At 69.5% G+C, this 19,936-nt stretch carries 16 protein-coding genes; 3 read left to right on the plus strand and 13 right to left on the minus strand.

Annotated features, from left to right (window positions below):
- The first annotated feature begins 66 nt into the window (after positions 1-66).
- Entirely contained in the window at positions 67-966 is a 900-nt protein-coding gene (locus PcP3B5_RS18105; RefSeq protein ID WP_061562047.1) for a LysR family transcriptional regulator, read from the plus strand.
- A 66-nt stretch (positions 967-1,032) separates the two neighbouring features.
- Here the strand turns inward: PcP3B5_RS18105 and PcP3B5_RS18110 are convergent, their stop codons facing one another.
- From PcP3B5_RS18110 to PcP3B5_RS18125, 4 genes are all read right to left on the minus strand, one after another.
- The gene (locus PcP3B5_RS18110; RefSeq protein ID WP_009623036.1) at positions 1,033-2,406 is read right to left on the minus strand and encodes a DUF1329 domain-containing protein; all 1,374 of its coding nucleotides are present in this window, start codon (positions 2,404-2,406) and stop codon (positions 1,033-1,035) included.
- A 13-nt stretch (positions 2,407-2,419) separates the two neighbouring features.
- The gene (locus PcP3B5_RS18115) at positions 2,420-4,231 is read right to left on the minus strand and encodes a DUF1302 domain-containing protein (protein WP_061562048.1); all 1,812 of its coding nucleotides are present in this window, start codon (positions 4,229-4,231) and stop codon (positions 2,420-2,422) included.
- Between the two features lie 106 nt (positions 4,232-4,337).
- The gene (locus tag PcP3B5_RS18120) at positions 4,338-5,783 is read right to left on the minus strand and encodes an aldehyde dehydrogenase family protein (RefSeq protein WP_061562049.1); all 1,446 of its coding nucleotides are present in this window, start codon (positions 5,781-5,783) and stop codon (positions 4,338-4,340) included.
- Positions 5,784-5,865: 82 nt separating this feature from the next.
- A complete protein-coding gene (locus tag PcP3B5_RS18125) occupies positions 5,866-7,350 on the minus strand; it encodes a flavin-containing monooxygenase (RefSeq protein ID WP_061562050.1) in 1,485 nt (494 codons plus the stop codon).
- A 169-nt stretch (positions 7,351-7,519) separates the two neighbouring features.
- Between PcP3B5_RS18125 and PcP3B5_RS18130 the strand changes: the two genes are divergently transcribed.
- Positions 7,520-8,116, plus strand: coding sequence for a TetR/AcrR family transcriptional regulator (locus PcP3B5_RS18130; protein WP_061562051.1), 597 nt, complete (start codon positions 7,520-7,522; stop codon positions 8,114-8,116).
- Between the two features lie 36 nt (positions 8,117-8,152).
- Here the strand turns inward: PcP3B5_RS18130 and PcP3B5_RS18135 are convergent, their stop codons facing one another.
- From PcP3B5_RS18135 to PcP3B5_RS18170, 8 genes are all read right to left on the minus strand, one after another.
- Positions 8,153-8,983 carry an SDR family NAD(P)-dependent oxidoreductase gene (locus tag PcP3B5_RS18135; protein ID WP_160336935.1) on the minus strand — a complete coding sequence of 277 codons (831 nt, stop codon included), beginning with the start codon at positions 8,981-8,983 and terminating at the stop codon, positions 8,153-8,155.
- Positions 8,984-9,851: 868 nt separating this feature from the next.
- Complete coding sequence (locus PcP3B5_RS18140) at positions 9,852-10,811, minus strand: quinone oxidoreductase family protein (RefSeq protein WP_061562052.1); 960 nt, start codon at positions 10,809-10,811, stop codon at positions 9,852-9,854.
- A 42-nt stretch (positions 10,812-10,853) separates the two neighbouring features.
- Entirely contained in the window at positions 10,854-11,627 is a 774-nt protein-coding gene (locus tag PcP3B5_RS18145; RefSeq protein WP_043318384.1) for an ABC transporter ATP-binding protein, read from the minus strand.
- 229 nt (positions 11,628-11,856) lie between these two features.
- Positions 11,857-13,101 carry an MFS transporter gene (locus PcP3B5_RS18150; RefSeq protein ID WP_061562053.1) on the minus strand — a complete coding sequence of 415 codons (1,245 nt, stop codon included), beginning with the start codon at positions 13,099-13,101 and terminating at the stop codon, positions 11,857-11,859.
- 30 nt (positions 13,102-13,131) lie between these two features.
- Positions 13,132-14,484: an outer membrane beta-barrel protein gene (locus tag PcP3B5_RS18155; protein ID WP_061562054.1), complete on the minus strand. Its 1,353-nt coding sequence runs from the start codon at positions 14,482-14,484 to the stop codon at positions 13,132-13,134.
- A gap of 65 nt (positions 14,485-14,549) precedes the next feature.
- A complete protein-coding gene (gene mhpA, locus PcP3B5_RS18160) occupies positions 14,550-16,181 on the minus strand; it encodes a bifunctional 3-(3-hydroxy-phenyl)propionate/3-hydroxycinnamic acid hydroxylase MhpA (protein ID WP_061562055.1) in 1,632 nt (543 codons plus the stop codon).
- A gap of 105 nt (positions 16,182-16,286) precedes the next feature.
- On the minus strand, positions 16,287-17,207 hold the full coding sequence (locus PcP3B5_RS18165) for a VOC family protein (RefSeq protein ID WP_043318375.1): 921 nt from the start codon (positions 17,205-17,207) through the stop codon (positions 16,287-16,289).
- A gap of 75 nt (positions 17,208-17,282) precedes the next feature.
- Complete coding sequence (locus PcP3B5_RS18170) at positions 17,283-18,116, minus strand: fumarylacetoacetate hydrolase family protein (RefSeq protein ID WP_043272021.1); 834 nt, start codon at positions 18,114-18,116, stop codon at positions 17,283-17,285.
- Positions 18,117-18,288: 172 nt separating this feature from the next.
- On the opposite strand from PcP3B5_RS18170, the gene PcP3B5_RS18175 reads away from it, so the two are divergent.
- The gene (locus PcP3B5_RS18175) at positions 18,289-18,993 is read left to right on the plus strand and encodes a GntR family transcriptional regulator (protein ID WP_043272022.1); all 705 of its coding nucleotides are present in this window, start codon (positions 18,289-18,291) and stop codon (positions 18,991-18,993) included.
- Between the two features lie 12 nt (positions 18,994-19,005).
- Here PcP3B5_RS18175 and PcP3B5_RS18180 read toward each other — a convergent pair whose 3' ends face one another.
- Positions 19,006-19,896, minus strand: a complete 891-nt coding sequence (locus PcP3B5_RS18180; protein ID WP_009623090.1) for a LysR substrate-binding domain-containing protein — start codon at positions 19,894-19,896, stop codon at positions 19,006-19,008.
- Positions 19,897-19,936: the final 40 nt, after the last annotated feature.

Raw genomic sequence — 19,936 nt, forward strand, 5'->3', positions numbered from 1 at the left:
GGCGGAAAAATCGGCCTCCATTTGCAAGTGCCGAAACCATTGGTTTTGAATCGCGAGTTTTGAATCATGGATCGTCTGCAAAGCATGGCGGTATTCGTCAAGGCCGCCGACAGCGGCTCCTTCTCCGCCGCCGGCGCGGCCCTGGGCATGTCCTCGCAGATGGTCGGCAAGCACGTCGGCGCACTGGAGGAGCGCCTGGGCGTCAAGCTGCTCAACCGCACCACCCGCCGGCAGAGCCTCACCGAGGTCGGCCAGCAGTACTACGAACGCTGCAAGCTGGTGCTGGCCGAGGCGGAAGCGGCCGACGCCCTGGCCCTGAACCACAGCGCGGTGCCGCGCGGGCGCCTGCGCATCAGCGCCCCGGTGACCTACGGCACCTACTGCCTGCTGCCGCTGCTCGGCCGCTACCTGCGCACGCACCCCGAGGTGCAGGTGGAACTGTCGCTCAACGACCGCCTGGTGGACCTGATCGACGACGGCTTCGAGGCGGTCATCCGCATTGGCACCCTGGGCGACTCCAGCCTGGTGGCCCGGCCGCTGGCGCCCTACCGGCTGGTGGCCTGCGCCTCGCCGGACTACCTGGCCGAGCACGGCACGCCACATGCCCCGGCCGAGCTGGCCCGGCACCAGTGCCTGGGCTTCACCTTCCAGTCGCCCGCGGCGGCCAGCGACTGGCTGATGCTCGACAGCGAAAGCCTGCAGTACTTCTCCCGCGGCAGCCGCTTCCAGGTCAACGACGCGCGCGCCCAGCGAGCCGCGGCGCGCGACGGCTTGGGCATCCTCCTCGGCGCCGAGGCGATGCTCGCCGAAGACCTGCGCCGGGGCAGCCTGGTGCGGCTGTTCCCCCAGCTGCAGATGCCGGCGCGGCCGGTGCACCTGCTGTACGCCAGCGACCGACGCATGCCGCCGAAGCTGCGCAGCTTCGTCGACCTGGTAGTGGCGGATCTTGGCGCCGGCCAGGCCTGAACGCCACGCTGGCGAGCAAGGCGCCACCGCCCTGCCCGCTCACGCGCACAGGGCGGTGGCCGGGTTTCAGCGCACCCCGGTGCTGCGCAGCGCCGAGGGGGTGAAGTCGGCCGGCGAGGCCTTGAGGTCGAACTGCACGAAGGTCTTCTCCTCGTTGCTCAGGCCGGTGACGATGTAACGTCCGGCGATCAGGTCGTCGAGTTCCTCGAAGGCATAGGCCGGCACTTCGCGCTGGTAGTAGGGCATCAGCATGGCGCGACCGACCCGCCACAGCTGGCCGCGGCCGTCGTAGAGGTCGGACATCGCGATCTGCCAGCTGTCCTCGTCGAGGTAGAAGCGGCGCTTGGCGTAGATGTTGCGCTCGCCGCTCTTCAGCGTTGCCTCCACCACCCACACCCGGTGCAGTTCGTAGCGCGCCAGCTCCGGGTTGGTGTGGCCGGCCTTGAGGATGTCGGCGTACTTCACCGTCGGCGCGGCCAGGCGGAAGTTGTTGTAGGGGATGTACAACTCCTTCTTGCCGATCAGCTTCCAGTCGTAGCGGTCCGGCGCGCCGTTGTACATGTCGAAGTTGTCCGAGGTTCGCAGGCCGTCGGCGGCGGTGCCGGGGCCGTCGTAGGCCACCTGCGGGGCGCGGCGCACGCGGCGCTGGCCGGCGTTGTAGATCCAGGCCATGCGCGGCTGCTTCACCTGGTCGAGGAAGTCGTGCACCAGCAGCACGTTGCCGGCCAGGCGCGCCGGCGCGGTGATCTGCTGCTTGAAGTACAGCAGCGCGTTGGCGGCGGTGTCCGCCGGCAGGTCGGGCATCTTGTCGGGGAAGGCCACCTCGTCCTCGAAGTTGACCAGGCTGTAGCTGCCGTTGACCTGCGGCGCGGCCTGCACGTACAGGCGCCGCAGGTTGCCGCCGCGGTAGCGGGTGATGTGGTTCCACACCACTTCCAGGCCGTCGTGGGGGATGGGGAAGGCGTAGTAGCGGCTGTCGGTGAAGCCTTCCAGGCCGTTGCCGCTGGGGATCAGGCGGGTCTTCCGGGCGCTGACCTTCGCCGCCGCGTAGATCGCCTCGGGCACCGCGTTGGAGCGGTGGCTGGTGTACACCGGCATGCGGTAACTGTCCGGGTAGCGCTGGAACATCGCCAGCTGCCCCTCGGACAGGCGCGCGCGGTACTGCTCGAGGTTCTTCGCGGTGATGGTGAACAGCGGCTGCTCGCCGGCGTAGGGGTCGCCGAGGAAGCCATTGGCGGTCACCGGCGCGGCGTCGGGCTTGAGGCCGCCGGTCCAGGCCGGGATGCTGCCGTCGGCGTTGCCGGCCTTCTCCGCGCCCAGCGGAGTCAGCGAAGTGCCGAGCTTGGCCAGCTCGTCCGGCGTGGCCGCCGCCAGCGCGTGGCCCGCCAGCAGGCTCAGGACCAGGGCGATGCCGTGCAACTGTATCTTGGGCTTGTTCATGCAGGCTCCCTCCTCAGAAGTTCACGCCGAAGCTGAGCGCGACGAAGTCGCGGTCGCTGATGGTGTTGTAATCGCCGCCGAAGAAGTTGGTGTAGGAAAGGCTGGCGGTGTAGGTGTTCTGGTAGTCGGCGTCCAGGCCGATGCTGGCGGCCTTGCTGCCCTCGTTGAACACCGGGCCGTAGCCGTCGACGTCGTGGGACCAGGCCAGGTTGGGCTTGAGGTTGATGCCGGCGATGACGTTGGGGTAGTCCCAGATGGCCCGCGCGCGGTAGCCCCAGGACGACGAGGTGTAGAAGCCGTGGCTGCCGTAGCGGCTGGCCGCCGCCGGGTTCTCCGGCACGCCGTAGACGGCGTCGCGGCCGTAGCGCTCGCCGACGTCGTCGGTCATGCCGCCGACGTAGGTCAGGCCCAGCTCGCCCACCAGGGTCAGGCGCTCGGCGCCCATCACCTGGTCGAAGAACTGGGTGAAGGTGGTCTGCGCCTGGGTGACCTCCTTGCGGATGTAGCCGTGGCTGACCTGCCCGGCCGTCCCCAGCGCGCCGGCCACGCCGCCGCTGGCGAAGCCGCCGGCCACGGTGGTGGCCAGCAACGGGGTGAGGTCGGTGGTGTTGGTCTGCAGCGGCATGTTCGGCCGGTAGCTGATCTCGCCGCTCCAGGCGGTGCCGGTCGGCAGCGTGGTGGAGAAGCTCAGGCCGTACAGGCGGATGTCCTCGGGGTATTCGAGGAAGTAGCTGCCGCGGCCGAGCAGGATCGGCTGGGCCAGCGCCGCGGTGGCCGGGCTGGAAAGCGCCAGCAGGGCATTGCCGATGTCGCCGCGGTTGGCGTTCTGCATGCTGACGATGGGCGTGCGGCTGTGGTAGTTCATGAAGTAGGCGCCGTACTCGGTGTTGTCGCCCAGCCAGCGCAGGGCCAGGCCCCACTGCCCGGAGTCGCGCGCGTCGCGGTCGGCGCCGCGCGGCACCATCAGGCCCTCGGGGGTGACGGTGACGCCCAGGGAGTTGAGCACGGCCTTGGTCGCCGGCGCGTTGAGGCCGGCGACCGAGGCCGGGTCGAGGATGTTGTAGTTGCTCCGGCAGCCGTCGGCGGCCACGTCGGTGGTGGAGAAGAAGGTGCCGCAGTTGTCGATGACGGTCTGGTCCCACTCCAGCTGGTAGAAGGCTTCCATCGACAGCTGGTCGGTCAGGCCCTGGGAGATGAAGGCCATGTTCACCGGGATCAGGCCTTCCTTGATCTCGGCGCCGGGGCGGCGGAAGGCGGCGACGTCGATGGGGTTGATGCTGTTGATCGAGTTGAGGATGAAGGTGCTCTCGCCCCAGCTCACCACCTGCTTGCCCAGGCGCACGCTGCCGGGCTTCTCGGCGATGCTGTAGTTGTAGTAGCCGAAGGCGTCGAGCAGCTGCGCGCCGGAAGACTTGGCGCCTTCCTTGCGGCCGTGGTCGTCGATGTCCTTCCACTGGCGGCTTTCGTCCTTGAGCTCGAAGTCGTACCAGTACTTGCCGCGGGTGAAGACGCCGAAGTCGCCGTACTTCAGCTCCAGGTCGTGGATGCCCTTGAAGATCTTCGAGAAGGTCTCGCCCTTTTTGAAGTTCAGCCGGCCGTCGTCGTTGGTCTGGGTGAAGCCGTGGCCGCCGTTGGCCGCGCCGATCAGGTCCTGCTTGGGACTCTGGGTGCTCCAGCTGGCGCCGATGGACAGCGAGGAGTCGAACTGCCCCTGGATCTCGCCGATGTTGAAATTGACCGCCGAGGCCTCGGCACTGACGCCGACGCCCACCACCACCGCCAGTACCTTCGTGCTGAAGCCGGCGAACCTTATTGTTCTTATCATTTGGCGCTCCTTGATGGATGACTCGATCCACGTCCGCCGCGGCCCGGCCGCGGCGGGGTTGGCATGTGCCGCGCGGCCCGCCGGGCCGGCGCGAACCCCCTCCCCCTCAACCGCCGACGGCAGCGGCGATCAGGGCGTCGGCCAGTTCGCCGTAGGGGGCGAACATGGCGCGTACCCGGTCGTCCTGACCGCGCTCGACCACCGAGCGCAGGTTGGAAAACTCCAGGAATCCTTCATGGCCGTGCTGGCGCCCGCTGCCGCTCTTGCCGATGCCGCCGAACGGCAGGCCGGGCACCGCGGCCTGCAGCGCCGCGCAGTTGATGCAGGCGCCGCCGGAAACGGTGCGGCCGAGCACCCGGTGGGCGCTGGCCGGGTGGGCCGAGAACACGTAGATGCCCAGCGGCCGCTCGTGGGCGTTGACGTAGGCGATGGCCTGGTCCAGCTCGCGGTAGGTGAGCACCGGCAGGATCGGACCGAAGATCTCCCGCTGCATCAGCTGCATGCCGTCGTCCACGTCCAGGGCCAGGGTGAAGGGCAGGCGCCGCGCCTGCGGCTGCGCCTCGCCGCCGAACTGCACCAGGCTGGCGCCCCTGGCGCGGGCGTCGTCGAGGTAGCCGAGCAGGCGCTGCAGGTGCCGCGGGTTGATGATGCCGGTGGTGTCGGCGCGGCTGGCGTAGCCCGGCAGGCGGCTGTCCAGCAGCGCGCCGACCATCCGGACGAAACGCTCGCGGTCGTCCTCGTGGACCAGCACGTAGTCCACGGTCACGCACATCTGCCCGTTCTTGATGGTCTTGCAGCCGACGATCTGCTCCACCGCGGCCTCGTCCAGGCCGCCGGGGGCGATGATCGCCGGGCACTTGCCGCCCAGCTCCAGGGTCACCGGCACCAGGTTGTGCGCCGCGGCCACCGCCACCTGGCGGCCGACCTCGGTGCTGCCGGTGTACATCAGGTGGTCCCAGGGCTGTTCGGCGAAGGCCCGGGCCAGGTCGAGGCCGCCGGCCACCGCGGCGAGCTGCTCGGCGTCGAAGTGGCTGGCGAGCATCTCCAGCAGCAGCTCGCTGCAGGCCGGGGCCAGGTCGGAGGGCTTGACGATCACCCGGTTGCCGGCGGCGAGCATCTCCACCACCGGGCCCAGGCCGATGTCGAAGGGGAAGTTCCACGGCGCCATGTTGCCGACCACGCCCTTGGGCTGCGCCACCACGTAGGCCTTGGCGCTGCCGTACAGGGCCGGGTCCATGGGCCGCGCCTGGGGCTTCATCCAGCTCACCAGGTGCTCGGCGACGTACTGCGCGCGCCCCGCCACGCCCAGGCACTCGACCAGGTCGGCGAACTGCTTCGGGTGGCTGCCGAAGTCGCTGGCGATGGCCTCCTGGATGCGCGTGCGGTTGGCCAGCAGCATGCTCGCCAGGGTGCCGAGCAGCGCCAGGCGCTGGGCCAGGCTGGGCATCGGCTCGGCGAGGAAGGCGCGGCGCTGGGCGGCGAGCAGCCGCTGCAGTTCGGCGATCTGCGCCGCATCGCCGGCGCCGGGGGTTTCACGTTCGATAAAGGCCATGGTCGTTCCTTCGCAGTCTGGTAGCGGGCCCGGCTGTGGCGCCGGCCCTGATCATCGTCACGGGAAGCTGCAGCGGCGCGGCTCAGGTGCCGGGTTGCAGGGCCTCCCCGGCCGGCGTGGTGCGGTGGAACTTCAGGTTGCGCTGGGCCAGGCGACCGAAACGCATGTCCAGCAGGTCGCCCAGGTAGCTCTGCTTCTGCCGCCAGGGCGCGCCCGGGCCCTGCTTGGGGAACAGCGGCGCGGCGCGCAGGATGTAGCCGGACTGCAGGTCCAGCAGCGGCGCGGCGGGCATCCGCGGGTCGTCCGCCTGGGCTACGCAGTGGCTGTAGCCCTTGCGCGCCATGTAGCGCAGCAAGCGGCAGACGTAGAGGGAGGCGAGGTCCGCGCGCAGCGTCCAGGACAGGTGGGTGTAGCCGACGCAGACCGCCGCGTTGGGCAGCCCGGACATCATCAGGCCCTTGTAGCTGTAGGTGTCGCCCACCGCGACCGGGCGCCCGTCGACCTCGAAGCGGATGCCGCCGCAAGGCACCAGCTCCAGGCCGGTGGCGGCGACCAGGATGTCCGCCGCCAGCTCCTGGCCCGAGGCCAGGCGCACGCCGTGCTCGCTGAAACCCTCGATGCGGTCGGTGACGATGGAGGCGCTGCCCTTGCGCAGGGCGCGGAACAGGTCGCCGTTGGGCACCAGGCACAGGCGCTGGTCCCAGGGCTGGTAGCTGGGTGCGAAGTGCGGGTCGAGGGGAAAGCCCTCGCCCAGGTAGCGGCGCATGCCGCTGCGGATCAGGCGCTTGGCCAGGTTCGGGCGGTGCCGGCAGAGGCGGTAGAGGAACAGGCTCAGCAGCACGTTCTTGGCGCGCACCAGCTTGTGCGCCAGTTTCTCCGGCAGCAGCTTGCGCAGGCCGTCGGCCAGGGCATCGGTGTCCGGCAGCGACAGCACGTAAGACGGCGAGCGCTGCAGCATGGTGACGTGGGCCGCCTCGCCGGCCAGGCTCGGCACCAGGGTCACGGCGGTGGCGCCGCTGCCCACCACCACGATGCGCTTGCCCTGGTAGTCGAGGTCCTGCGGCCATTGCTGGGGGTGCACCAGGCGCCCCTTGAAGCGCTCGATGCCGGGGAACGCCGGCAGGTGGCCGGCGTCGTAGCGGTAGTAGCCGCTGCACAGGTAGAGGAAGTTGCAGGTGAAGCCGCGCAGCTGGCCGCCCACCTCGACCTGCAGCTGCCACAGCGCATGCTGCGACGACCAGGCCGCCGAGACGATGCGGTGGCCGAAGCGGATGTGCCGGTCGATGCCGAACTCCCGCGCGGTGTCGCGGATGTATTCGAGGATGCTGGCGCCGTCGGCGATGGCCTTGCCGGCCTTCCAGGGGCGGAAGGCATAGCCCAGGGTGAACATGTCCGAGTCCGAGCGCACGCCGGGGTAGCGGAACAGGTCCCAGGTGCCGCCGATGGATTCGCGCGCCTCCAGGATCGCCAGGCTGCGCTCCGGGCAACGCGTCTTCAGGTGGTAGCCGGCGCCTATGCCGGACAGCCCGGCGCCCACCACCAGTACATCGAAATGCTCGACCGACATCTGGATCTCCACGCTGTTGTCGTACCCCCGACGCCGCCGGGGGATGCTTTTTTATGCGGTGAAGCGTCGCTAAGATGCAAAAACTCCGGCGCCTGCTTTAAGGTAGGCACCTTAAAACCGAATCTAAGGTGAACACCTTACAATGTCAACCGCCGAACAGGTGAAGCCCATGAAGCGCCAGAACACCCGGGAGCGCATCCTGGTCACGTGCCGCAAGCTGTTCAACACCAGCGGCGTGGCCGCCGTGACCACCGCGGCCATCGCCGAGGCGGTGGGCATCAACGAGGGCAACCTGTACTACTACTTCAAGAAGAAGGCCGACATCGTCAGCGAGCTGTTCGAGCAGTTCGCCGCCGAGCAGCTGCGCGTGGCCTCGCAGCAGGACGACCTGCACCTGTGGTTCCAGCTGATGTGGGAATGGCGCTTCTTCTACCGCGACAGCATGACCCTGTTCGCCCTCGACCCCAGCCTGCGCCCGCGCCTGCAGACGCTCTCCGACGAGGTCCAGGCCCACGGCCGCGCCAAGCTGCTGGCGATGATCGGCAGCGGGCGCATGAACCTGCGCGAGGAGCAGATCGAGGCGCTGCTGGAGAACGCCTGGATCGTCTCCACCTACTGGATCGAATACCTGCACTCGCGGCACGGCATCGTGCGCGTCACCCGCAAGCACCTGAACTGGGGCTACAACCAGATGGCGGCGCTGTTCGAGCCCTACCTGGTGCGCTCGCGCGACGTCCGCGCGGCCGCCGGCGACCCGGCCGAGTGACGCGCGGGGCCGCTCGCCGGCCCCGCGCCCGGCGTCTCAGTCCGTGGCCTCCACCTTGTCCATGCGCGCCCGCATGATCCGCTGCATCAGCCGCGGCGACAGGCGCTGCAGCAGCCAGCCGACGCCCACCTCGCTGCGCGGGGTGACGCAGAACAGCCGCCCCTTGCTGATGTCCGTGAGCACGTCCGCCGCCACCCGGTCGGGCGACACGCCGCGCCGCGCGTAGTACTCGACGGCCCGCGACTGCCGCTGCTCGGCGCCGGCCCCGCGCATGCGGGTGTTGCGGATGATGGCGGTGTCGATGGTGCCCGGGCAGAGGATGGTGACGTCGACGTTGCGCCCGGCCAGTTCCGCCGCCAGCGACTGCGACAGCCCGACCACCGCGTGCTTGGAGGCGCAGTAGGGCGCGGTGCGCGGCATCGGGATCAGCCCGGCGCCGGAGGCGGTGTTGACGATGTGCCCGCGCCCGGGCTGCGCCAGCATGCGCGGCAGGAAGGCGTGGATGCCGTGCACCACGCCCATCAGGTTGACCTCGAAGACCCAGCGCCAGTCGGCCAGCTCGGTGTCCTCCACCCGCCCGGCATGGCCGACGCCGGCATTGTTGAACAGCAGGTCCACCCTGCCCTCGCGGGCATACACGCGCTCGGCGAAGGCCGCCAGCGCCGCGGCGTCGGTGACGTCCAGCGCCTCGCCGGCGGCATTGGGCAACCCCTCGGCGACGCGCTGCGCCGCCGCGCCATCGACGTCGGTGCAGTACACCCGGGCGCCCAGCGCGCCCAGGCGCTGGGCGATGGCCCGGCCGATACCCGAGCCGGCGCCGGTGACCACGGCGATCTTGTTGTTGTAATAGCTGGCCAGTTTCGACAACGCGGCATCCTCCTCAGGATCGTTCGCCATACGGCGCCGCTGCGCACCCAGGCCATGCGCAAAGGCACGGCGGGCGGCGCAACGAGCCCCACGCCTAAGGTGATTACCTTAAAAAGTGCAAGAGGTCAAACCCGTCGCAGCTCGCCGCGGTTGTCGTACTGGTCGACCTTTGCGATCGCCCGGCTGATGGCCGGGGTGGTGTACGTGCCTGCCGATGGGAAGCGCTGATCACAGTCTTGCCGACTACGCCGAAGCGCTTTTCGTAGGATGGGTTGAGCCTTGGCGAAACCCATGCGGCCATGGCGATGGGTATCGCTTCGCTCAACGCCATCCTACGACGCGCCAGGGTTGGCCTGGGCACACGGCCATGGCCTCGGCGTATCGGCGGATAACCGCGAACGGTTATTCGCCCTACGCTCCCGGGAGCCTCCGTCGCAGGAGTAGCTGTCTTGCCGGCTGCGCCGAAACGCTTTTCGTAGGATGGGTTGAGCCTGCGAAACCCATGCGGCCATGGCGATGGGTATCGCTTCGCTCAACGCCATCCTACGACGCTCCAGGGTTGGCCTGGGCACACGGCCATGGCCTCGGTGTATCGGCGGATAACCGCGAACGGTTATTCGCCCTACGCTTCCGGAAGCCCGAATCGCGGACGGAGTCCGCCCCTACGGTTCCAGGAAGCACGGGCGTAGGAGCGGACCTTGTCCGCGATAGCCGGTCGTCCCGGCGCGATTCGCGGATGAGATCCGCTCCTACACTGCCCACCCTCGCCATTCCAATGTAGGAGCGCGCCCTGCGCGCGAAATCGCGGGCAGGGCCCGCTCCTACAGGTTACCGGGAGGCAGGGTATTCCTCCCCCGCGGCTACCCGATCACAGGGTGAAGACGATGCGCTCGGCGGCGCTGCGCTGCCAGGCCGACTCGACCTCGCTCAGCGGCACCGCCTCGGCGTCCACCTTCAGCCCGGCCGGCTCGATGGCCCGCAGCAACTGGCCGATCACCTGCACCAGGCCTTCGTTGGAGACGCTGCCCAGGCCGCTGCCGAGCAGCTCCAGGCCGGAGCTGCGCAGCGCGCCGGCGTTCAGCGGCAGGCTCGCCCCGGCGAGCGAGCCGATGTTGACGAAGCGCAGGCGCGGCGAGGCTTCGCCGCTGCCGTGGCTGGCCGCGGCGTCGAGGATGCAGGCCGCCGGCGGGCCCCACAGGTAGTCCAGCACCACGTCGATGCCGCGGCCCTGGATTTCCTCGCGCAGCTCGGCGGTCAGCTGCTCGGCCGGCTGGTCCAGGCGGATGAACTGGTCCGCGCCCAGGGCGCGCAGCTCCGCCTCCACCGCCGGGTTGCGCGCGGTGGCGATCACCCGCGAGGCACCCAGGTGCCTGGCCACCTGGATGGCCAGGCGCCCGGAGGTGCCGGCGGCGCCGTTGACCAGCACGCTTTCGCCGGGCTTGAAGTGCGCGCGTTCCTGCAGCGCCGCCCAGGACGACATGCCGGGGTTGGCGATGGCCGCGGCGGTGATGTCGTCGATGCCGTCGGGCACCGCCACGCAGTAGCGCGCGTCCACCGCCACGGTCTCGGCCATGGCGCCGTGGGGCGCGCGGGGGAAGGCGAAGTACACGCGGGTGCCGTCTTCCAGCAGGCCCACGCCGTCGACGCCGGGCACCGCCGGCAGGCTCCGGGGGCTGCTGTAGTGCTTGCCGCTGGCCTGGGCGCGCACCAGTTGGCTGAGGGCGGCGGCGCGCACGCGCACCAGCACCTCGCCGGCGGCGGCTGGCTGCGCCTCGAACTCGCCGTAGCGCGGCGGCTGGTCGAAGGCATGGACGATGGCGGCTTTCATGGGTTTCTACTCCGGTGGGTCAGGGGAATCGGGATGCCGGCTTCAGGCGTGCCAGCAGCGGTACCAGCCGTCCTGCTCGTCGATGCGCAGCTCGGTCTGGTAGAGGTCGGACAACCGGGCGCTGGTCAGCACCTCGGCCTTGGGCCCGTCGGCGACGATGCGGCCCTTGTCCAGCAGCACCACGCGCTCGATCTCGGGGATGACCTCGTCGATGTGGTGGGTGGTGATGATCATGGCGTGCGCCTCGCCGCAGAAGCGCCGCAGCAGCTTGAGCATGCCCAGGCTGGCGCCCATGTCCAGACCGTTGGCCGGCTCGTCGAGGATCAGCGCGCGCGGCCGGTGGACCAGCGCGCGGGCCAGCAGCAGGCGGCGCTTCTGCCCGGTGGACAGGCGCTGGAACATGGTCCGCTCGTGGCCGGCCATCTCCACCACCGCCAGCAGCGCGCGGGCCTGCTCCAGTTGCTCGTCGCTGGGCTGCAGGTGGCCGTGGGCGCCGATCGAGCCGAAGAAGCCGGAGACCACCACGTCCAGGGCCTGGGTGTAGGGTGTGTAGTCGTCCTGCAGGTCCTGGGAGATGAAGCCGATGCGGCTGCGCAGGTCCCAGAGGTTGACGGTGTCGCTGCCGAACAGCCGCAGGTGGCTGCCCTCGCGCTCCACCGGGTACAGCTCGCGGCTGATCAGCTTGAGCAGGGTGCTCTTGCCGGCGCCGTTGGGGCCGAGGATGGCGACCTTCTCGCCATCGCCGATGTGCAGGGAAAAGCCGTCGAGCACGCGGGTCTGCTGCTGGAAGGCGGTGACGTTGTGGATGTCGATCATGAAGGGTTCGTCGTCGCGGGCGTGGGAATGCCGATACTACATCAGGTGGCACCGGGCGGCGCCGGCTCGTGACCGGCGCCGCCCAGGCCCTGCGCGAGGGAAGGAACATCGGCCGGCGCGGATGGCGCCGGCGATGGCATGCGCATCCCGCGCATGACGCGGACGAAGCCGGGACGGTGGGCCCGGCTCCGCCCTGCCGACATCCTGTCGGCGGTAACGGCCAGCGGCTTCAGGCCACGTCTCCGGCCTGCCCGACCGGCGCCTTGCGTCGCAGCGGCGCGGTCTCGCGCAGCAGGCTGGCGGCGGCAACGCCGAGCGCCACGCCGCCCAGGGCCAGGTAGAGGGTGTACTGGATGCCGTGGTGCTGGGCGATGTAGCCGGCCAGGGCCGGCGCCACGCCGCCGCCGAACACCTCGCCGATGCCCACCACCAGCCCGGTGGCGGTGGACACCAGGGGCAGCGGCACCGACTCGCCGGTGAGCGGGCCGACGGTCATGCAGATCATGCTGAAGTTGAAGAAGGTGGTGAGGAACAGCAGCGCGAACAGCGTCAGCGGCTCGGCCCCGGTGTGCATCAGCAGCCAGATGCAGGCACCGGTGGCGACGAAGCTGCCCAGCACCACCGGCTTGCGTCCCAGGCGGTCGGAAAGCCCCGGCAGCACCAGCTGGCCGATGAAGCCGCCCAGGCCGATGGCGGACATGACGAAGCCCATCTGCTGCACGCCCAGGTGCAGGTAGTCGGTGAGGTAGTTGGGCATCATCACGCTGAGCACGAACAGGCTGGTGAGCATGCAGAACATGCCGAGGATGTTCAGCGGCACGTTGCGGTAGCGTAGCGCGTCCAGCCAGCGGCCCTGCTCCTGGGGCGCCTCGGCGGCCGCCGGCGCGCGGGTCTCGCGCAGGCGGCGGTACATGAACCAGGCGAGCAGGAAGCCGGGCAGCGACACCACCACGAACACCCAGCGCCAGGACGGCAGCACCAGCAGCAGCTGGGTGGCGAGGATCGGCGCCAGGCCCAGGCCGAGGATCGGGAAGAAGGCCTGCTGGATGCCGATGTTCAGCCCGCGCCGCGACGGGTGCGAGGACTCTGCGGTGGCGGCGATGGCGGTGGGTGTGAAGGCGCCCTCGGAGACGCCCATCACCGCGCGGATCAGCAGCAGCGCGGCGACGCCGTTGGCCAGCCCGGACAGCCCGGCCAGCAGGGAGAACAGCAGCACCGCGGGGATCAGCACCTTGCGCCGGCCGATATGGTCGGACAGCCGGCCCATGAAGATCGAGGAAATCCCCCAGGCGATGGCGAGGACCGCCGAGATGTTGCCCAGGTCCTGATAGTCCAGGTTCAGCTCGCTCATCATCACCGGGAACAGCGGCAGGATGATGAAGCGGTCCAGGCCGACCAGGCCGAAGCCCAGGGCGAGCATGGCGACGGCCGTGTATTCGTAGCGCGCATTCCACTTGTTGTCGTTGTTGTGCATGGCATGGGTACTCGGGACGTTGGCGGGCGGTCAGAAGTAGAACAGCGCTTCGACCATGGTGGAGAGTTGCGAGCGGTCGCGGCCGTTGCCGTAGGGGCGGTCGTGGTCGCGGGGGTCGAACCAGTCGTAGCGGACTTCCGGGCGCAGCGAGAGGTTGCCGGTCACATCCCAGCGCAGGCCGGTGGTGAGGGCGTTGTAGTCGCCGCGGGCGGTGCTGGTGGGGAACAGGATGAAGCCGTCCGGGTCGCTGAAATGCTCGCCGCGCAGGGAGAAGGACAGGTCCGGGCGGTACTGGTAGGTGACGACCGCGTTGGCGCCCCACCAGCGGGCGCCGTCGAAGCCGGGGCCGCTCACCACGTCGACGGTGGAGGCCTTGCCATCGCCGGCCTGGTGGCCGTAGACCAGCTCGGCGCCCATGGACCAGCGCTCGTCGAACCTGTGCCAGCCGTTGAGCGAGTGCTGCTGCTTGAGCTGGCCGCTGTCGGCGACCAGCCGCGCGGTCGGCGCCTGCACGTCGGAGAAGCTGTCGTTCTGCTCGTTGCCGACGATGAACTCGTAGTCGAGCCAGGTGTTCATGTCCGCCGTGCGCCAGCGCAGGGCGCCCATCAGCGACTTGCCGTCGTTGTTGTCGCGCAGGTTGTTCCAGCCCTGCACCACGCCCAGCTCCAGGCCGAGGATGCCGCTGGCGTCATTGCGCAGGCGGGTGCCGACCAGCACGCCGGAGACGGTGCCCGGCTCGCTGACGAAGGCGTAGGTCTTGCTGGCGAAGGGGTTGCGCGCCTGGCGGATGTTCGGCGGGATCTCGTAGCCCAGCGCCGGGCCGAACACCCCGGCCATGAAGTTGAAGCCCGGCCCGTAGGGCACGTAGGCGGTGGCGGCGATGTTGGGGACGGCGAGGAAGCGGTCCTTGTCCTTCTGCGCCTTGGCGGCGTCGTCCTCGTTCATGTTCCAGTGCATGTCCCAGCCGAAGGTCCGGGCGAACTGGGCGTTGCGCCCGTAGTTGGCCTCGAAGGTGAAACCGAAGGCGAAGTCCTCCGGCTTGGGCCCCGGCAACGGGGTGATGCGCGGCACGAAGGTGCCCTTGAGCGCCTTGTCGACGAACAGGTGCAGGCTGCCCCACTCCAGGCCCTCGTCGGACATGCCGGTGAGCGGCAGGTTGCTCAGGCCGTCCTCGCGTTCGTCGTGGGTGGAGCGGTTGTTGCGCGCGTAGGCGATGTCCAGCAGGCCGGAAACCGTAATGCCGTAGTCGCGCTCCAGGCTGTCGCCGAAGAGGCCCTTGAACAGAGCGCCCTCCCCCGGCGCCGGCGCCTCGGCGGCATGGCATTCGACGATCGCCAGGGCGGCCAGGACCGCACCAAGCGTTTTCACCTTGATGTTGAGCATGCTTCTGTCTCTTGTTGTTGTTTTCAGAGGGGTGCCGCGGGGGAGTGCCCCGCGGCAGAAGGGACCTAGACCTGGGCGGCGAGCGGCCGCCGCGCCTCGCGCAGCGCGCCGCCCTGGCCCTGCTGCAGCGCCAGGTCGCGGCGCAGCGCGTCGAGCAGTTGCGGCAGTTCGCTGGCGTGGCCGATGCCGCCGTAGATGTAGAAGTCCGGGCGCACCAGCACGGCTTGCAGCCCGGCGGCGCGGAGGAACTGGTGGTACTTGCCGGACAGGTCGCGGCAGGTGCCTGGCGCGCCGTCCTCGCTCAGGCGCACGTCCTTCACTTCCAGCTGTTCGAGCAGTGCCTTGTGCGCCTCGTCCAGCCCGGCCAGCGGGTCGTCGCCGATGCTCACCAGGTGGAAACCGCGGCCGAAGGCGTCGTCGTAGCGCTGGCGGTGTTCGTCGCGCTCGATCTCGCCGTGTACGCCCAGGCAGCCGGCCGGGCCCAGGGCGCGGCCGTTGCGTTCGTCCTTGTGCACCACGCCGTCGACCAGGCCGGGGAACGGCGGCAGCGGCGGCACCTGGCCGGAAAGGAAGGCGGCATCGCGCTCGGCGGCCTTCTGCGGGTCGGCCACGCAGACCACCTTGCCCATTTCCACCGAGGCGTCGATCACCGCGCGGATCTGCGGCTTGCGCTCCAGGGTGTAGCTGTCCAGCAGCTGCTCCGAGCAGATGCCGCGGAAGATCAGGTCCAGGCGCCAGGACAGGTTCCAGGCATCGCGGATGCCCGAGCACATGCCCTGGCCCATGAACGGCGGCATCAGGTGCGCGGCGTCGCCGGCCAGCAGCACGCGGCCGTGGCGCCAGGTCTGGGCGATGCGCGAGCGGAACTGGTAGACGGCGTGGCGCACCAGGCTGGCGGTGTCCGGGGTGACCCAGGGCGCCAGCAGTTCCCAGACCTTGTCGGTGCTCTGCAGGTCCTCGATGCTCTCGTGGGGCAGGCGCATGAATTCCCAGCGGCGGTAGCCGGGGCCGCCGGGGACCATGGTGGTCGGCCGCGCCGGGTTGCACCACTGGCCGATGTCCGGCACGTCCAGCTCGACGCCGGGCTTGGGCTGCAGGTCGACCACCAGCCAGTCCTCCTGGAAGCCCAGGTCCTGCCAGTCGATGCCACATTCGCGGCGCACCACGCTGTTGGCGCCGTCGGCGCCGATCACGTAGCGGGCGCGCACGCTGCGCTGCTCGGTGGCCTGCGCCGCGTCGCCGCGCTGGGTGCGTTGCATGCGCAGCTCGCAACCCTGCGCGTCCTGGCTCAGCCCCAGCACTTCCCAGCCCTGGTGGACCTCGACGTTGGCGATGGCCTTGGCCCGACGGTCGAGGATGGCCTCCAGGCCCGGCTGGTTGAACAGGTAGCCGAAGGGGCCGTCGCTGATCGACTCGGCCGACCAGTCGATTTCCACCAGCACCTTCCAGTCGGCGTTGAACCACTGGTAGCAGGCCGAGGGCTGGGAAATCTCCTGCAGTTCCTCTTCCAGGCCCATCATGCGGAATACGCGGCGGATCTCGTGGTCGTGGAACACCGCGCGCGGCAGCGGGTAGAGGGACTGCCAGCGCTCGTACACGGCGACGCTGTAGCCCATCTTGCCGAGGAGGATGGCGAGGGTCTGGCCGACCGGGCCGTAGCCGACGATGGCTACGTCATGGATCTTGTTTTCGTTCATCTGTGCTGACCTGAAACCGGGTGGGTTTTGGGCAAGCCGCTCCCCGCCTCCCTGCGCGGCAGGAAAGTGTTCGGGACCAGGGCGCGGCCTGCGTCGCTGGGGGCGCTAGCTTTTGGCCGGCGCGCTGTCCGTCTCGGTGTTGAGGACGAAGTACTCGGGGACGCTGGGGCCCCAGAGGTACAGCGAGTTCTCGGGCGGGAAGTCGCCGGCCGGCCACTGGCTGCCGGCGTCGATGAAGTCCATGTCCGCCGAGTACTCGCAGAACGAGCCCCAGGGGTCGCGGACGTAGTGGAAGTAGTTGGAGCCCAGGCAGTGCCGCCCGGTGCCCCAGCCCTCGCGGTAGCCGGCGTTGGCCATCTGCTCGGCGCCGTTGCCGACCTCGTCGACGCCGTCGACTTCCCAGGCGGCGTGGTGGAAGCCCTTGGCGCCGCTCTTGCAGAAGGCCACCAGGTGGTGGTCGCAGCCGTGCGGGGCGTGGGTGAAGGCGATGATGTCCTGGGAATGGTCGGACAGCCGCAGGCCCAGGGCCCGCTCGTAGAAGGTGACGGCCTGGGGCACGTCGGGGCTGAACAGCAGCACGTGGGACAGCCGCCGCGGGCGCACCCGGGCCACTTCGTCGCGGGTGCCGACGCCGCGCACGGCGGGCCGCACCGGCGCCGCGGCGTGCTTGCTGTCGGGCATGTGCTTGGCGCCGACCCTGACCTGCAGCAGGTTGCCGTCGGGGTCGCGGAACCAGAAACCCTCGCCGTCGCCGGCCTCGAAGCGCGCGCCGGCGACCTCGGCCTGCTGGCGCAGGGCGTCATAGTCCTCGGCGAAGCAGTTGAAGCTCAGGTAGGCCAGGCTCTTGCGCGGGCCCTGCAGCATCCGCGCCCAGCGGTGGCCGTCGGCGGCGCGCAGTTCCAGGGCATCCGCGGTTTCGCCGACTTCCAGGCCGAAGCTGGCGAAGAAGGTCCGCGCCTCGGCCAGCGAGGGCACGAACAGCGCGTAATGATCGATCGAATGCACACTGCGGGGAGTGACAGTCATGATCGCCTCCGTTTGTTGTTCTTGTCGTCGAAGCCTCGGAGCGGGAGGCTTCGATCTGGCCGGGAATGCCCGGGGTCAGGCTTCGTCCACCACCGGGTTGACCAGGGTGCCGATGCCTTCGATGGACACTTCCACCACGTCGCCGGCCTTCAGGTAGACCTTCGGGTCCATGCCGAAGCCAACGCCGGCCGGGGTGCCGCTGACGATCACGTCGCCCGCTTCGAGGGTCACCGCCTCGCTGAGGGTGGAGATGATGGTGGCCACGTCGAACAGCATGTCCTCGGTGTTGGCCGATTGCACCACCTTGCCGTTGACGCGGGTCTGCAGCAGCAGGCCCTTGCCGCCGGCCGGCAGTTCGTCGGCGGTCACAAGGTCCGGGCCGAAGGCGCCGGTGTCGTCGAAGTTCTTGCCCACGGTCCACTGCGGCGACTTGAACTGGTACTCGCGCACCGAGCCCTCGTTGAACAGCGCGTAGCCGGCCACGTGCTGCAGCGCCTGCTCCTTGGCAATGTGCCGGCCGCCGCTCTTGAGCACCACGGCCATCTCGCCCTCGTAATCCAGGGTGTCGGAGATGCGCGGGCGCACCAGCGGCTGGTTGTGGGCGATCAGGCTGCTGTTGAAGCGCGGGAACAGCGTCGGGTAGTCCGGCTGGGCGTAGGGCGATTCCTTGGTGTGGTCGGCGTAGTTCAGGCCAACGCAGACGATCTTGCCGGGCTTCTTCATCAGCGGCAGGTAGTCCTGCTCGCCGATCTGCACCAGCGGCCCCTGCGCCTCGGCGCCGTAGGTGGCCAGGTCCACGCCGCGCTCCAGCAGCGACTCCAGGGTTTCCTCGCCGAGGACCCGGACGCCTTCGGCAGTACGCACGCCCAGTACCGGGCGGCCTTGGTGAGTGAAGCGAACGTAGCGCATGGAGCTGACCTCTTGTTGTGGTTCGTGACGACCGCCAGGCAGTGCGGTATGGGCCCTAAGCTAATCCGAGGAAAATATGCCGTCAACGATAAAATATATTTTTTCAGAATTATCGATAAAAGGCCGCCATGTGTATCATCTGCCTCATCCGTCATCACCCGTGGTAAAGCCCATGAACCGAGCCGAACGCTGGGCACAGCAGCCCGAAGTCTCGGAAAAGCGCACCATGGCCTCGCAACTGGAGGCCAGGGTCCGCGAAGACATCATCAACGGCCGCCTGGCGCCGGGCAGCCGCCTGCGCCTGAAGGAGCTGGCCGAGCACTACGACGCCGGCGTCATCCCCCTGCGCGAGGCGCTGTCGCGCCTGGCCGCCAGTGGTTTCGTCAGCGCCGAGGACCAGAAGGGTTTCAGCGTCGGGCGCATCTCCGCGGAGGAAATCCGCGACATCACCCACACCCGCCTGCTCATCGAATGCCAGGCCCTGGCCGAGTCCATCCGCAACGGCGACCTGGAGTGGGAAAGCCGGCTGATCGCCGCCCACCACCGCCTGGACCGCCTGCCCATCGTCGAAGGCCCGGAACGGCTGATGAAGCCGGAATGGGAGAACGCCCACGAGGCCTTCCACGAGGCGCTGATCGCCAATTGCCGCTCGCCCTGGCTGCGGCGCCTGTCGCACATGCTGCGCGACCAGACCGCGCGCTACCGCATGCTCTCGGTGCACTACAACGACAGCGCCAGCCGCGACGTCCCCGGCGAACACCGCGAACTGCTCGACGCCGCCCTGGCGCGCGACGTGGACAAGGCCTGCGCGCTGCTGGCGCAGCACTACGAGACCACCACCCGCAGCGTGCTGGCCCATGAGGCGTTGAAGGGCTAACCGGCCCCGGACTCACTCGCCAGCCAGCCCCTGGCGGGCGATGCCCAGGAAGGCGCGCACGGCGCCGCCGGTTTCCTCGTTGCGGCTGACCAGCAGCAGGTCGGCCTGCGGTTCCATGCCGCCGAGCCGGCGGTAGGCCACCCCCGGGATGTGCACCTGCAGCAGCGGCTCGGGCACCAGCGCCACGCCCATGCCGGCGGCCACCAGCGCCAGCACGCTGAGGGTGCTGCTGGTGCGGTGCACCTTGGGCTCGCGCCCCAGCGCCCGGCGCAGGCCGCCGAGCATGTTCTCGTCGGCGCCGTGGGCGGCATAGACGATCAGCGGTTCCGCGCCGAGCATCGACACCTGCAGCGGCTGGGCATCGACCAGCGGATGGCTGTCGGGCATGGCCACCAGCAGCGGCCAGGTGCCGATGCGCTCGAAGCACAGCGAGTCGTCGACGATCTGCCCGCCGTGGCTGGGGGCGTAGCCGATATCCAGCTGGCCGGCCTGGATCGCCTCGACCTGCAGGTGCGGCGCCAGTTCGCGCAGCACCACCTCGGCCTCCGGGTAGACGGCGTGGAAGGCCCGCACGTCCGCCATCAGCCGGCCGCTGAACACGGCGTTGCCGGCGAAGCCGATGCGCACCGTGCCCATCTCCCCGCGCAGCGCCCGCTGCACCGTGCGCTGGGCGTGTTCAGCCTGGGCCAGGGTGCGTTCGGCCTCGCCACGCAGCATCCGCCCGGCCTCGGTCAGTTCCACCCGGCGGCTGGTGCGCACGAACAGCGGGCCGCCGAGTTCCTCTTCCAGGGCGCGTATCTGCATGCTCAGCGCCGACTGCACGATGTGCAGGCGCTGGGCGGCGCGGCCGAAATGGCCTTCCTCGGCGACGGCGAGGAAGTAGCGCAGGTGACGCAGGTCCATGGGCATATCCTTCAGAATTAGTGATTGATTGTTCAGATCA

Source organism: Pseudomonas citronellolis (assembly GCF_001586155.1).
GTDB classification, from domain to species: domain Bacteria; phylum Pseudomonadota; class Gammaproteobacteria; order Pseudomonadales; family Pseudomonadaceae; genus Pseudomonas; species Pseudomonas citronellolis.

Excerpts from the sequence above, each read along its gene's own strand:
- PcP3B5_RS18105 (WP_061562047.1), top strand. The coding sequence starts at position 67 with ATGGATCGTCTGCAAAGCATGGCGGTATTCGTCAAGGCCGCCGACAGC.
- PcP3B5_RS18110 (WP_009623036.1), bottom strand. The coding sequence starts at position 2,406 with ATGAACAAGCCCAAGATACAGTTGCACGGCATCGCCCTGGTCCTGAGC.
- PcP3B5_RS18115 (WP_061562048.1), bottom strand. The coding sequence starts at position 4,231 with ATGATAAGAACAATAAGGTTCGCCGGCTTCAGCACGAAGGTACTGGCG.
- PcP3B5_RS18120 (WP_061562049.1), bottom strand. The coding sequence starts at position 5,783 with ATGGCCTTTATCGAACGTGAAACCCCCGGCGCCGGCGATGCGGCGCAG.
- PcP3B5_RS18125 (WP_061562050.1), bottom strand. The coding sequence starts at position 7,350 with ATGTCGGTCGAGCATTTCGATGTACTGGTGGTGGGCGCCGGGCTGTCC.
- PcP3B5_RS18130 (WP_061562051.1), top strand. The coding sequence starts at position 7,520 with ATGAAGCGCCAGAACACCCGGGAGCGCATCCTGGTCACGTGCCGCAAG.
- PcP3B5_RS18140 (WP_061562052.1), bottom strand. The coding sequence starts at position 10,811 with ATGAAAGCCGCCATCGTCCATGCCTTCGACCAGCCGCCGCGCTACGGC.
- PcP3B5_RS18145 (WP_043318384.1), bottom strand. The coding sequence starts at position 11,627 with ATGATCGACATCCACAACGTCACCGCCTTCCAGCAGCAGACCCGCGTG.
- PcP3B5_RS18150 (WP_061562053.1), bottom strand. The coding sequence starts at position 13,101 with ATGCACAACAACGACAACAAGTGGAATGCGCGCTACGAATACACGGCC.
- PcP3B5_RS18155 (WP_061562054.1), bottom strand. The coding sequence starts at position 14,484 with ATGCTCAACATCAAGGTGAAAACGCTTGGTGCGGTCCTGGCCGCCCTG.
- mhpA (WP_061562055.1), bottom strand. The coding sequence starts at position 16,181 with ATGAACGAAAACAAGATCCATGACGTAGCCATCGTCGGCTACGGCCCG.
- PcP3B5_RS18165 (WP_043318375.1), bottom strand. The coding sequence starts at position 17,207 with ATGACTGTCACTCCCCGCAGTGTGCATTCGATCGATCATTACGCGCTG.
- PcP3B5_RS18170 (WP_043272021.1), bottom strand. The coding sequence starts at position 18,116 with ATGCGCTACGTTCGCTTCACTCACCAAGGCCGCCCGGTACTGGGCGTG.
- PcP3B5_RS18175 (WP_043272022.1), top strand. The coding sequence starts at position 18,289 with ATGAACCGAGCCGAACGCTGGGCACAGCAGCCCGAAGTCTCGGAAAAG.
- PcP3B5_RS18180 (WP_009623090.1), bottom strand. The coding sequence starts at position 19,896 with ATGGACCTGCGTCACCTGCGCTACTTCCTCGCCGTCGCCGAGGAAGGC.